General features: G+C 56.9%; 11 protein-coding genes. 4 read left to right on the top strand and 7 right to left on the bottom strand.

All coding sequences use genetic code 11. The annotated features are described in order from the left end of the window. The first annotated feature begins 297 nt into the window (after positions 1-297). Positions 298-996, top strand: a complete 699-nt coding sequence (locus AAE045_RS18145) for a FadR/GntR family transcriptional regulator (protein ID WP_455548898.1) — start codon at positions 298-300, stop codon at positions 994-996. 29 nt (positions 997-1,025) lie between these two features. Then, entirely contained in the window at positions 1,026-2,420 is a 1,395-nt protein-coding gene (gene mdtD / locus AAE045_RS18140) for a multidrug transporter subunit MdtD (RefSeq protein WP_455548897.1), read from the top strand. On the opposite strand, the gene rbsR is transcribed toward mdtD, so the two are convergent. The 7 genes from rbsR to kup all read right to left on the bottom strand — a co-directional run bounded on the left by rbsR (position 2,417) and on the right by kup (position 10,373). Continuing rightward, positions 2,417-3,409, bottom strand: coding sequence for a ribose operon transcriptional repressor RbsR (gene rbsR, locus AAE045_RS18135; protein WP_455548896.1), 993 nt, complete (start codon positions 3,407-3,409; stop codon positions 2,417-2,419). The two genes, mdtD and rbsR, sit on opposite strands and share 4 nt — an antisense overlap. A gap of 2 nt (positions 3,410-3,411) precedes the next feature. Continuing rightward, positions 3,412-4,341: a ribokinase gene (rbsK, locus tag AAE045_RS18130; protein WP_455548895.1), complete on the bottom strand. Its 930-nt coding sequence runs from the start codon at positions 4,339-4,341 to the stop codon at positions 3,412-3,414. A gap of 74 nt (positions 4,342-4,415) precedes the next feature. Then, entirely contained in the window at positions 4,416-5,303 is an 888-nt protein-coding gene (gene rbsB / locus AAE045_RS18125) for a ribose ABC transporter substrate-binding protein RbsB (protein WP_202306443.1), read from the bottom strand. Between the two features lie 28 nt (positions 5,304-5,331). Then, the gene (gene rbsC, locus AAE045_RS18120) at positions 5,332-6,297 is read right to left on the bottom strand and encodes a ribose ABC transporter permease (RefSeq protein WP_455426318.1); all 966 of its coding nucleotides are present in this window, start codon (positions 6,295-6,297) and stop codon (positions 5,332-5,334) included. After that, a complete protein-coding gene (rbsA, locus tag AAE045_RS18115; RefSeq protein WP_455426319.1) occupies positions 6,294-7,808 on the bottom strand; it encodes a ribose ABC transporter ATP-binding protein RbsA in 1,515 nt (504 codons plus the stop codon). The genes rbsC and rbsA overlap by 4 nt, the downstream gene beginning before the upstream one ends. Positions 7,809-7,815: 7 nt before the next feature. Continuing rightward, positions 7,816-8,235, bottom strand: a complete 420-nt coding sequence (gene rbsD / locus AAE045_RS18110; RefSeq protein WP_271127433.1) for a D-ribose pyranase — start codon at positions 8,233-8,235, stop codon at positions 7,816-7,818. A gap of 269 nt (positions 8,236-8,504) precedes the next feature. Continuing rightward, on the bottom strand, positions 8,505-10,373 hold the full coding sequence (kup, locus tag AAE045_RS18105) for a low affinity potassium transporter Kup (RefSeq protein ID WP_455548894.1): 1,869 nt from the start codon (positions 10,371-10,373) through the stop codon (positions 8,505-8,507). A 226-nt stretch (positions 10,374-10,599) separates the two neighbouring features. Here kup and ravA point away from each other — a divergent pair, with 226 nt between their 5' ends. Together ravA and viaA are read left to right on the top strand one after the other, a co-directional pair. Continuing rightward, positions 10,600-12,093: an ATPase RavA gene (gene ravA, locus AAE045_RS18100; RefSeq protein WP_455548893.1), complete on the top strand. Its 1,494-nt coding sequence runs from the start codon at positions 10,600-10,602 to the stop codon at positions 12,091-12,093. After that, a complete protein-coding gene (gene viaA / locus AAE045_RS18095; RefSeq protein WP_455548892.1) occupies positions 12,093-13,544 on the top strand; it encodes an ATPase RavA stimulator ViaA in 1,452 nt (483 codons plus the stop codon). Before ravA ends, viaA begins: the two co-directional genes overlap by 1 nt. Position 13,545: the final 1 nt, after the last annotated feature.

Here is a 13,545-nt window from a genome sequence, read left to right as displayed (position 1 = left end):
TTGCTAACTCGAGGTGGCGTATATTACGCTTTCCTCTTTCAGAGTCAAGCGTTTATTTTCGCTTTCGTCTGACTGACTGGCCGGTTTGTAAGCCGTTGTGCCGTGTCAGTGGAGGCGCAGTATAGGGATTTTTCGGAATGTGACAAGGGTTAATTGCAAATTTATTACCAAGCGCCTCTTTTTTCTACAATCAGGTTATAAAAGGCCCATGGCACGGCATATCTGCTGTTTTTAGCATCAGAAAAAGATGCCTGGTGGCATACTACAAAGAGAAACATAGCCCAAGGAATTGCACCCATGTCTTTATCCGCACAACAACTCGCGGCCCAAAAGAACCTTTCTTATGTTATTGCCGAGAAGCTGGCCCGAGGGATCCTGAAAGGTGAATACCCGGCAGGCAGTATCCTGCCCGGCGAGATGGAGCTGGGGGAGCTGTTCGGCGTGAGCCGCACCGCCGTGAGGGAAGCCGTAAAGACATTAACCGCTAAAGGCATGGTTTTGCCTCGTCCACGCATTGGCACCCGCATCATGCCCCGCAGCCACTGGAACTTTCTGGATAAAGAACTCCTCACCTGGTGGATGACGGAGGAAAACTTTAATGAGGTGGTGGAATACTTCCTTGTTATGCGTAATAGCCTCGAACCGCAGGCTTGTTCACTTGCCGCCCTCCACGGCACCAGCGAGCAGAAAGCACAGTTGAAGATAATGATGGCAGAAATGGTCAGCCTTAAAGCGGTCTTTAACCGTGAACGCTGGATAGAAGTGGATATGGCCTACCACGAAAAGATCTACGAAATGAGTGCTAACCCTTTCCTTTGTTCTTTCGCTAACTTGTTCCGTTCTATTTATTACAATTACTTCACGGCCATAACCGATAATCAGGTCGTGAAGCTCGATTTACATCAGGCAATCGTTGATGCCATTTGTCAGGGAGACAGCCAGGCCGCGCTCGTTGCCGGCCAGACGCTGTTAAAAGAGCCCTTCGCTCATGGTTAACGCCTGACCCACTACAGATCAGGATACTAATGACCAAATCTGCTCGCAGTATGGCCGGGCTGCCGTGGATAGCGGCAATGGCCTTCTTTATGCAGGCACTGGATGCCACCATCCTCAACACCGCGCTACCCGCCATCGCCCATAGTCTGGGCCGGTCGCCGCTGGCTATGCAGTCGGCCATCATCAGTTACACCCTGACCGTCGCTATGCTTATCCCCGTCAGCGGCTGGCTTGCCGATCGCTTCGGGACCCGCCGGGTATTTATGATTGCGGTAAGCCTCTTTACGCTCGGCTCTTTTGCCTGCGCGATGTCGGGCTCGTTATCCCAGCTGGTTGTCTTCCGCGTGGTTCAGGGGATAGGCGGGGCGATGATGATGCCCGTTGCGCGCCTTGCATTAATACGCGCCTACCCGCGTAGCGAACTTCTACCCGTGCTGAACTTCGTCACCATGCCCGGCCTGGTGGGGCCGATTTTAGGCCCGCTGCTCGGCGGCGTGCTGGTAACCTGGGCAAGCTGGCACTGGATCTTCCTTATAAATATCCCCATTGGCCTGCTCGGTTTGCTCTACGCCCGCAAGTACATGCCGAACTTCACCACGCCGCGCCGCAGTTTCGATATGACCGGCTTTCTGCTGTTTGGTTTGAGCCTGGTACTCATTTCCAGTGGCATGGAGCTGTTTGGCGAGCGCATTGTCGCAAGCTATATAGGTATTCTGATTATCCTCGGCGGGCTGCTCCTGCTGATGACCTATATATGGCACGCCCGTCGCCACCCAACGCCGCTTATCGCACTCCCCATGTTTAAAACGCGAACCTTCTCTGTCGGCATCATTGGCAACCTTGCTTCGCGGCTGGGCACCGGCTGCGTTCCTTTCCTTATGCCGTTAATGCTTCAGGTCGGCTTCGGCTACACGGCATTAATCGCGGGCTGCATGATGGCCCCGACCGCGATCGGCTCCCTGCTGGCGAAATCGACCGTGACTCAGGTGCTGCGCTGGTTTGGCTACAGGAAAACGCTGGTCGGCGTGACCATGGTTATCGGCCTGCTGATTGCGCAGTTCTCGTTGCAGTCGCCGGGAATGGAAGTCTGGATGCTGATCCTGCCGCTGTTTATCCTCGGCATGGCGATGTCCACACAGTTCACCGCGATGAACACTATAACCCTCGCCGATCTCACCGATGAGAACGCCAGCAGCGGTAACAGCGTGCTGGCGGTCACCCAGCAGCTTTCAATCAGCCTTGGCGTTGCGGTTAGTGCGGCGGTGCTGCGTATGTATGAAGGGATTGATAACTTTAATACTGTCGAGCAGTTCCACTATACGTTCCTGACCATGGGGGCCGTCACGCTGGTTTCAGCGCTGGTCTTCCTGCTGCTGCGCCCGAAAGATGGTCGCAACATGATAAAAGAACGCCACAAGAGTTAGACGGAACCGCGCTCCACCAGCTCCGGCGTCAGCAGCAGACGCTGCTGCTCCAGGGTGGGCTGCGCCATGCGATGGATTAAGACATCGACCGCCAGCTCGCCCAGCTCATCTTTCGGCTGGTGAATGGTGGTCAGCGGCGGGGTCATGTAGCGCGCCAGTTCTATGTCATCGTAGCCCACCACCGCCATATCTTTCGGCACGCTCAAACCCGCCTGATACAGCGCATGATAAGCCCCGACGGCCATTGCATCGTTGCCGGTGAAGACCGCGTGAGGGGGGTAGTCCAACGCCAGCAGTGAGTTCATCGCCGTGAAGCCACCCTGAAACTCAAAGTCGCCGATGATTTCATAGCCCGCGTGGATCGCAAGCCCCGCCCGGCTCATCGCGTTGCGGTAGCCTTCGAGACGCAGCCGAGCCGGAGTTTTATCCTGTGGCCCGGCGATACAGGCAATGCGGGTATAGCCATTGTCGATAAGATGCCGGGTAGCCATCTCACCGCCCAGCAGCGAGTTGTCCTGAATGACGTCGCTTTTGCCGTCAAAGGGCGCCCAGTCCATCATCACCGTCGGTATAGAAGGATAGCGATTGATTATCTCGGCGGAAGGAAGATGCGTTTCGGTGCACAGCAGCAGCAGACCATCGACACGCTTTTGCAGCAGCGTTTCCAGATTGCGATTCATGCGCTGCTCGTCGCCTTCGGTATTACACAGCACCAGGCTGTATCCCCGCTCGAAGCAGCTGCGCTCAACGCCGCGTACCAGCTCAGAGTAGAACGGGTTGCTGCTGGCGGTGATTAGCATGCCAATGGTGTGGGTCTGGTTGAGCTTCAGACTACGGGCAATAGCGGAGGGAGCGTAGTTAAGCGTTTTAATCGCGGCATCGACCTTTTCGCGAATAGCCTCGCTCACGAACCTGTCGTTATTGATGACGTGCGAAACAGTAGAGGTTGAAACGCCCGCGACGCGGGCGACATCTTTCATTGTGGCCACGATTACCCCTGCTGCTGCAAGAACTCGTCAATCTCATGACGCCACGGCACGGAAGGCTGAGCACCTTTACGGGTCACGGCAATAGCGGCGGCGGCATGGGCAAAGCGGATCGCCTGCGCCATAGGTTTTTCCTCCAGCAGCGCGGTAACCAGCGCGCCGTTAAAAGTATCCCCGGCGGCGATGGTGTCCACGGCTTTCACTCTGAAGCCCGGCACGCGCTGCCCCTTACCGTTTTCGCTGAGCCAGACGCCCCGGCTGCCTAACGTAATAATGACGGTTTCGATACCTTTATCGTGCAGTGCCCGAGCCGCCCTGACGGCATCGTCATCGTTTTCGACCCGAATCCCGGTGAGCTTTTCGGCCTCGGTTTCGTTCGGGGTGATCATATCCACCAGCCCCAGCAGCTCGTCTGATAATGCGCAGGCGGGCGCCGGGTTAAGAATTACTTTGGTCTGATGCTGTTTCGCAATTTTAGCCGCGGCCAGCACGCTTTCCAACGGTGACTCCAGCTGCATCAGCAATGCGGAAGCATCGGCAATTTTCTGCTGCTCTTTTGCAACCAGCTCAGGCGTTAACGCGCCGTTCGCGCCCGCGTGGATGCCGATGACGTTTTCCCCGGCACCGTTCACGAAGATCAGCGCAACGCCGGTTGAGGCTTCTTTAATCGTGCTGATTGGCGAGATATCGATTTTGTCGCTTGCCAGCTGTTTGCATACCCGGCTGCCGGTATCGTCATCGCCAACGCAGGCAATAAAGGCAATATCGGCACCGCTGCGCCCGGCGGCGACGGCCTGATTCGCCCCTTTGCCTCCAAACGCGACCTGATACTCCTGCCCGGTAACGGTTTCACCCGGCGTCGGGAAATGTTCTAGGTTGAGGATATGGTCAGCGTTGATGCTGCCCAGCACGACGAGACTGCCTTTGCTTTTCATGTTTGATGTCCGGTTTAAGGCGCCCCCCCAACGCTACTGAGGGGCGGCGCGATGCCCTGCTTATCTTTTTTGTCTTATTTGGTGACCAGCTTCAGGTCAACCGGGATTTTAGACTCGACTTTTTCGCCCTTCAGCACTTTATCAGCGGTTTGCACGCCGATCACGCCAATCTGGTCGGCCATCTGCGCCACTGTTGCGCCGAGTTTGCCCCCTTCAACGGCCTTAACGCCGTCAGCGGTGCCGTCAAAGCCGACAACCAGCACGTCGGTTTTACCTGCGGTTTGCAGCGCGCGCAGTGCGCCCAGCGCCATTTCGTCGTTCTGAGCAAACACCGCCTGCACATCAGGATGCGCGGTCAGCAGGTTCTGCATAACGTTCAGGCCTTTAGTACGGTCGAAATCTGCGGGCTGGCTCGCAAGCACGGTGAATTTGTGCGCGGCGGTAGCCTGTTTAAAGCCTTCGCCACGTTCGCGGGCGGCAGATGCCCCGGCGATACCCTGCAGCTCAATAACTTTCGCACCGTCACCCACTTTCTTAGCGATGAAGTCACCCGCCATTTTGCCACCGGCGACGTTGTCAGAAGCGATGTGGCTGACCACGGTGCCCTGGTTCGCCATACGGTCCAGGGTGATGACCGGAATTTTAGCCTGGTTAGCCATTTTAACCGCGTTGCCCACCGCATCAGAGTCGGTTGGGTTGATCAGCATCAGTTTGGTGCCGCGCACGGTAAGATCCTGCACGTTCGCCAGCTCTTTAGCCGGGTTGTTCTGTGAATCCAGCACCACCAGGTTGTAGCCCAGCTTATCGGCTTCTTTCTGCGCGCCGTCTTTCAGGGAAACGAAGAACGGGTTATTAAGCGTGGAAACAACCAGCGCGATGGTGTCTTTCGCCATCGCGTTTGCGCTCACGGTGGCGCTCAGCGCTACAGCGGAAACCAGGGTAGCCAGTTTTTTCATATTCATAGTCAGATGTCCTGTAGGGTTATGATTGTTACTGCTTTTTGTTGTCCACCAGCACCGCCAGTAGTATCACCACTGCTTTGACGATCATCTGGTAATAAGAAGAAACACCTAATAAATTCAAACCGTTGTTCAGGAAGCCGAGGATCAGCGCACCGATCAGCGTCCCGACAATACGCCCTTTGCCGCCCGCCAGGCTGGTCCCGCCCAGCACCACCGCCGCAATTGCGTCCAGCTCGTAACCCGTACCCGCCGTTGGCTGTGCGGAAGAGAGACGTGCCACCTCGATGATGCCCGCCAGTGAAGCCAGCAGGCCGCAGAGTGAATAAACGATGATTTTGACTTTGTTGACGCTGATACCGGACAGGCGCGTCGCCGCTTCGTTACCGCCAAGCGCATAGATATAACGGCCCAGGCGCGTGTGGTGCAGCATGTACCAGGCCGCCAGGAAGACGATGCCCATGATCCATACCGGCGTCGGGATACCCAGCGGGCGACCGATACCGAACCAGCCGAAGACGTCGGCGTTATCCGAGAAGCCCGTGTTCACCGGGCTGCCGTTGGTGTACACCATGGTCACCCCGCGCAGCAGCAGCATCATCACCAGGGTGGCGATAAACGCCTGCACGCGGCCTTTTGCGACAATCACACCGGTCACGGCCCCGATTGCCGCCCCGAGCGCCAGCGCCGCGGCAACTGCCACCAGCGCGTTCACTTCCAGGCCAACAATCGAGGCGGCCACCGCCCCGGTCAGCGCCAGCAGTGAACCGACGGACAGGTCGATCCCGGAGGTAAGAATGACCAGCGTCATTCCCACCGCCATAATGGCGTTCACGGAGGTTTGCTGCAGGATGTTAAACAGGTTATTGACGGTAAAGAAGTTCGGGCTGAGGCTTGAGACGATCGCGATCAGCACCAGCAGGGCGATCAGCGACTTTTGATCCAGCAGCCACTCTTTTGTGAACCAGCGACGGGACGTTACAGACTGGGTACTCATTTAGCAGACTCCTGATTCACACGATTTAGCTTACCGACGGCCGCGGCCATCAGCGCCTCCTGGGTGGCCTCTTCACGGGTGAACTCCCCGCCCAGATGCCCTTCATGCATCACCATAATGCGGTCGCTCATGCCCAGCACTTCCGGCATTTCCGACGACACGAGGATGATGCTTAGCCCATCGGCCTTGAACTGGTTGATTAACTGGTAGATCTCTTTTTTTGCCCCCACGTCCACGCCGCGCGTTGGCTCATCGAGGATAAGGACTTTCGGACGCGTCATCAGCCCGCGGGCAATAGCAACCTTTTGCTGATTACCGCCGGAGAGCAGGCCAATCGGCTGTTCGATGGAAGGCGTTTTAACGTTGAACAGGCGCACAAAGTCCTGCACCGCCTGCACCTCATCTTTATGCTTCAGGCTACCAACGTTATGGCTGAAGTAGCGCAGCGCGGTCAGCGACATGTTCTCTTTGACCGACATGCCGAGCACCAGCCCGTCGCGCTTGCGGTCTTCCGAAATATAAACGATGCCGTTTGCCAGGCCATCCTGCGGCGAACGGGCAACCACTTCCCGGCCGTCCAGCGCCACATAGCCACCGGTACGCGGCAGCGCGCCGTAGAGTACCTTCATTAATTCTGTGCGCCCGGCCCCCATCAACCCCGCCACGCCGAGAATTTCCCCTTTGCGCAGCGTGAAGCTGACGTCATGCACGCCCGGCCCGGAAAGGTTATCAACGCGCAGACGAACCTCGCCCGGCTCTTTTTTCAGGCGCGGATACTGGTCTTCCAGCTTGCGGCCAACCATCATTTCGATAAGCGAATCTTCGGTGAGCGTCGCCACTTCGCGTTCGGCGATAAACTGCCCGTCGCGGAAGACGGTAACGTCGTCGCAAATCTCAAAGATTTCTTTCATACGGTGGGAGATGTAAACGATGCCGCGCCCCTGGGATTTGAGTTCGCGGATAACGCGAAACAGCGAGTCGGTTTCGGTATCGGTTAAAGCATCCGTTGGCTCATCCATGACGATGACTTTTGATTCGAAGCTCAGCACTTTGGCAATTTCCACCATTTGCTGATCGCCAATAGAGAGGTCACCCACCAGCTTCTGGCTGTTAAAGCGCAGGTTGAGCTTCGCCAGCAGCTTATCCGCCTCGGCGTACATCTTTTTCCAGTCGATTTTGCCGAAGCGGCCGACAAACTCGCGCCCGAGGAAGATATTCTCCGCGATGCTGAGCTGCGGGATCAGGTTCAGTTCCTGGTGGATGATGCCGATACCCGCCTCCTGGGAGGCTTTCGGCCCGCTGAAGGTGGTCTCCTGCCCCAGCCAGACCAGTGAACCAGCGTCGCGCTGATAAATCCCGGTCAGGACCTTCATCATGGTGGATTTGCCCGCGCCGTTTTCCCCCACCAGCGCCATCACGCGCCCCGGGTAAACGTTCAGCGCGGCGCCAGAAAGGGCTTTTACGCCGGGGAACGATTTATCGATCCCTTTTAACTGCAGTAACGTTTCCATGCCGGCCTCAGAAAGTTACGCCAGCACAGAGAATGATATTCGCATACGGGGAACACTCCCCGCTGCGAATGACCGCCTGTGCGTCGGCGGTGTGCTGCTTGAACTGCTCATGACTGATGTAGCGAATTGAAATGGTATTTCCCTGGTGTTGCTGCAGTTGCTCGATGTGTCTGAGCAACGTTTCGTGGAGCTGCGGATTATGCTGTTGAATTTCCTGAGCAAGGATCGCTGCTTCAACCTGCATCTCCTGCGTGACGACGTCGACCACCTGCATAAAGCCCGGTACGCCGTGCGTCAGTGCCAAATCGATACGCGTTGTGCTGCGCGGAATCGGCAACCCGGCATCGGCAACCACCAGCGTGTCGGTGTGGCCAAGGCGGGAAATCACGGACGAGATATCAGCGTTAAGAACAGTGCCTTTCTTCATTTTTATACTCCACTAGCGAAACGTTTCGCTGATCGGGAGTGTAAGAAAGAAGCTGGTGAGAAAACAACCGCGAGGTTATGAAAATGTGATCGCTATCGAAACGTTTCGCGCATCAGTCAAAAGAGAAGTTAAATGAGCGCGCTTTCAGTCATGGGTGCCTGTTATTAGGCGAAATTCCGGGATTTGGTTCCCGGAGGGACGCCAAACCCGGAGGTCGCCCCGGGTCTCTCAATCCAAAAAAATGCCCCTTCGATTGAAGAGGCATATCGTTAAATCTCTACCTGAGTACCCAGTTCGATAACCCTGTTCGGCGGGATTTCAAACTGGTCCGGCGCCCGCAGCGCATTTCGTTGCAGGGCCAGGAACAGCTTGCCGCGCAGACGCAGATACCATGGGCGTTTACCAATGATCAGCGACTCGTGGGACATGAAGAACGAGGTTTCCATCATCCGGCAGCTCAGACCTTCCAGACCGCAGCGGCGGAACACCTCTTCCACGTTTGGCGTTTCACGCCAGCCGTAGCTCGCCACCACTCGCCAGAACGTTGGCGACAGCTGTTCGATGGAGACTCGCTTCACGTTATGCACGTAAGGCGCATCCTCCGTCCGTAGCGTCAGCAGCACAACCCGCTCGTGCAGCACTTTGTTGTGCTTGAGGTTATGCAGCATCGCAAACGGAATCACGTTCAGCGCGCGGGACATATAGACCGCCGTCCCCGGCACGCGTACCGGCGGAGATTTTTCCAGCGAGGCAATCATCGCTTCCAGAGAATTACCGTGTTCATGCATGCGACGCAGCAGGCGGAAGCGTTCGCTTTTCCAGGTCGTCATGATGACAAACATCACCAGCGCCAGGGTTAGCGGCAGCCAGCCGCCGGAGAATATTTTCACCGCGTTGGCAGAGAAGAGCGGGATGTCGATGCACAGGAAGCCAACGCCCATCAGCAGTACGCCAATCCGGCTCCAGCTCCAGTTTTTGCGCGCCACGGTACACAAAAGAATCGAGGTCAGCACCATCGTGCCGGTGACCGCAATCCCGTAAGCCGCGGCCAGGTTGCTGGAGTGCTCAAAGCTGACAATCACGATGACCACGGAGATATAGAGGATCCAGTTAATCGCCGGAACGTAAATCTGCCCTGATTCCATTTCAGAGGTATGGATAATGCGCATCGGCGACAGGTAGCCCAGACGCACGGCCTGGCGAGTCAGCGAGAAGACGCCGGAGATAACCGCCTGGGAGGCGATGACCGTGGCGAGCGTCGCCAGAATCATCAGCGGGATCAGCGCCCAGTCCGGGGCCAGCAGGAAGAACGGGTTTTTGATCGCCTCCGGGGTTGTCAGCAGCAGCGCTCCCTGGCCGAAGTAATTTAGCACCAGCGACGGCAGCACGACGATGAACCAGGCGATACGAATCGGTAATTTACCGAAGTGGCCCATATCCGCGTACAGCGCTTCCACGCCGGTAATAGAGAGCACGACGGCACCGAGCGCGAAGAAGGAAACGGTTTTATATTCCAGGAAGAAATGGACGGCCCAGGCCGGGTTCAGCGCCTGCAGCACTTCCGGGTTGGCGATAATACTGCGCGCGCCAAGCACCGCCAGCACCAGGAACCACAGCAGCATGACCGGGGCAAAGAGTTTGCCTACCATGCCGGTGCCGTGCTTCTGGATCATAAACAGCAGCGTCAGGACGACTATCGACAGCGGGACGATATAGGCATCAAGCGACGGCGCGGCTATCTCTAACCCCTCTATCGCTGACATCACGGATATCGCCGGGGTTATCACCACCTCGCCATAGAAGAAGCTACCGCCGATCAATCCCATGATCACCAGTACCGAGGTCATTTTTGCCGAGGTGTTTCGCCCCGCCAGCGACATCAACGTCAGGATACCGCCCTCGCCCGCGTTGTCCGCACGCATGACGAAGGTCAGATATTTCACGGAGACGACTAAAACTAACAGCCAAAAAATTAAGGATAAAAAGCCGAACACGGCGTCACGTTCTACGCCAAAACCAAACTGTCCGGAGAGACATTCACGAAGGGTATAAAGCGGGCTGGTACCGATATCGCCGTACACTACCCCAATTGCCGCCAGCGTAATCGCGGGCAATGATTGTTTATTATCAGCGCTCATAGACTAATCTTTTGTTGGAATCCCGAAAACGTGTGCTTAGTCCCTTGGCCCACAAAAAGGCGCACAGTATGCACGATAATCAAGGAAATCGTACCCCTAAATGCAATTGGCTTATCTCAGGTCAGCGAAAAAAAGAGCCGCTCATCAATCCATTAACGAGATTATTCAGAAACGATATACTCGCCTACCCGCACAGCGATGACCGCGTAAGGATGCAAACGTAATTATGGCTCAATCACATTTATTGGCTGAAAGAATTTCCAGGCTTAGCCAGGCGCTGGAGAAAGGGTTGTTTGAGCGCCAGCATGCCATCCGGCTTTGCCTGCTCGCGGCGCTGAGCGGCGAAAGCGTTTTTCTGCTGGGGCCGCCGGGTATCGCTAAAAGCCTGATTGCCCGCCGCCTGAAGTTTGCTTTTAAGCATGCACGTGCGTTTGAGTACCTGATGACCCGCTTCTCCACGCCGGAGGAAGTGTTCGGGCCGCTGTCCATTCAGGCGCTGAAAGATGAAGGACGATACGAACGTCTCACCGCTGGTTACCTGCCGGAAGCTGAAATCGTCTTTCTGGATGAAATCTGGAAGGCTGGCCCGGCGATTCTGAATACCCTGCTGACCGCGATAAACGAACGACGGTTCCGCAACGGCGCCAGCGAAGAGAAAATCCCCATGCGTCTGCTGGTAGCGGCGTCCAACGAGCTTCCGGAAGCGGACAGCAGCCTGGAAGCCCTGTACGACCGTATGCTGATCCGCCTGTGGCTCGATAAAGTGCAGGACAAAGGCAATTTCCGCTCGATGCTCACCAGCCAGCACGATGAAAACGATAATCCGGTGGCCGAGAGCCTGCAGGTTACCGATGAAGAGTACTTCAGCTGGCAGAAAGAGATTGGCGGCGTTCAGCTGCCCGAGCATGTCTTCGAACTGATCTTCAGCCTGCGCCAGCAGCTGGATGAGATTTCAGGCGCGCCTTACGTCTCTGACCGCCGCTGGAAAAAAGCTATCCGTTTGTTGCAGGCCAGCGCCTTTTTCAGCGGGCGTTCCGCCGTCGCCCCTATCGACCTGATCCTGCTGAAAGACTGTCTGTGGCACGATACCGCCGCCATGAACCTGATGCAGCAGCAGCTGGAAATATTGATGACCGGGCAGGCCTGGCAGCAGCACTCAATGATCGCCAGGCTGGGTGCCATTGTGCAGCGCCGCATCCAGCTACAGCAGCAGCATAGCGACCGCGAAGCGATAACCGTCAACAAGCAGGGCGGGATGTTCAGCCGTCGTCCACATTACGAAATTCCCGAGTCGCTCACCGGCGACACGCTGACTTTGCTCCTTCAGCAGCCTTTGAAACTGCACGATATCGAAGTTATCCACGTTGCCATTACCCGCGAGGCGCTTGAGCACTGGCTGGATAAAGGCGGTGAGATCCGCGGCAAACTTAACGGCATCGGTTTCGCTCAGTCGCTGAATATGGAAGTGGACGGCACGCAGCATCTGATTATCCGGGATGTCAGCCTTCAGGGCACGCGCCTGGTGATGCCGGGCAAACAGCAGCAGGGCGTGCCGGATGAGATCAAAAAGCAGTTTGACGATCTGGAAGCCACCCTCCACCAGCAGCATGAACGCTTTAACGATCAGCAAAAATGCCTGTTTATCCACAGCGACTGGCTGGCGAAGATCGAAGCAAGCCTGCAGGACGTTGCCGCGCAGATTAAACAGGCTCGCCAGTAATGCTCAGCCTTGAAACCCTCGATATTATTCTGGCGATAAGCGAAGCCGAACTTATTGAGGAGATCATCCTGGGCCTGCTGGCTGCGCCGCAGCTTGCCGTCTTCTTTGAGAAATTCCCCCGGCTGAAAAACGCCATGACGAAGGATATCCCCCGCTGGCGGGAGCTGCTCAGGGCAAGGATCCATGACGCTAACGTCCCGCCAGAGCTTGCCGATGAGGTAGCCAGCTTCCAGCAAGCGCAGGTGCTGACCACCAGCCAGCTCAATGCCAGGCTTACGGAGTTTCTGGCTCAGCTGAAGAGCCTTGAATCGCCTTTTTATGGCCAGGCGCAGGCGCTGGTGGCGGAACATCCTCATTTTACTCCTGCCCAGCACACTCTCTTTCTGCAGCGCTGGCGGCTTAGCCTGGTTGTGCAGGCGACTTCGTTAAACCAGCAGCTGCTGGAAGAAGAGCGTGACGCATTGCTGGCGGAGGTTCAGGCGCGGCTGGCGATGAGCGGGCAGCTGGCTCCGGTGCTATCGGAGAACGACAACGCCGCCGGGCGGCTGTGGGATATGAGCGCCGGAACGCTGACGCACGGTGACTATCAGCTCATCGTGCAGTACGGGGAGTTTCTGGCGGGCCAGCCCGAACTGCTTAAGCTTGCGGAACAGCTTGGCCGTTCGAAAGAGGCCAAATCGGTACCGAGAAAAGACGCCCCGACGGAAATGTGGCGCATGATGGTCCGGCAACCCGCAACGGTGCCGGAGCAGGTCGACGGGCTGCAGCGCAGTGACGACATTCTTCGCCTGTTACCCCCGGAGCTTGCCACGCTCGGCATTACCGAACTGGAGTTCGAGTTTTACCGGCGGCTGGTAGAGAAGCAGCTTCTCACCTATCGCCTGCACGGCGACTCCTGGCGCGAGAAGCTGGTGGAACGTCCCGTCGTGCATCAGGATTTTGACGAACAGCCGCGCGGGCCGTTTATCGTCTGCGTGGATACTTCCGGCTCGATGGGCGGCTTTAACGAGCAGTGTGCGAAAGCGTTTTGCCTGGCGCTGATGCGCGTGGCGCTGGCCGACAACCGCCGCTGTTTTATCATGCTGTTTTCAAGCGAGGTGGTGCGCTACGAAGTCTGCGGCCCGGACGGCATCGAGCAGGCAATCCGCTTTCTCAGCCAGCGCTTCCGCGGCGGCACGGATCTGGCCAGCTGCTTTCGCTCGATCGTTGAGAAAATGCAGGGCAGCGAATGGTTCGACGCCGACGCGGTGGTGATCTCTGACTTTATCGCCCAGCGGCTGCCGGACGATCTGGTCACTAAGGTGAAGGGGCTACAGCAGGCCCACCAGCACAGGTTTCACGCGGTGGCGATGTCAGGACACGGCAAACCCGGCATCATGCGCATATTCGATCATATCTGGCGCTTTGATACCGGGATGCGAAGCCGCCTGCTGAGACGCTGGCAGCGCTAAG

This window comes from Dryocola clanedunensis (assembly GCF_038405435.1).
Taxonomy (GTDB): Bacteria; Pseudomonadota; Gammaproteobacteria; order Enterobacterales; family Enterobacteriaceae; genus Dryocola; species Dryocola clanedunensis_A.
This window is presented reverse-complemented; position numbering and strand designations above follow the sequence as displayed.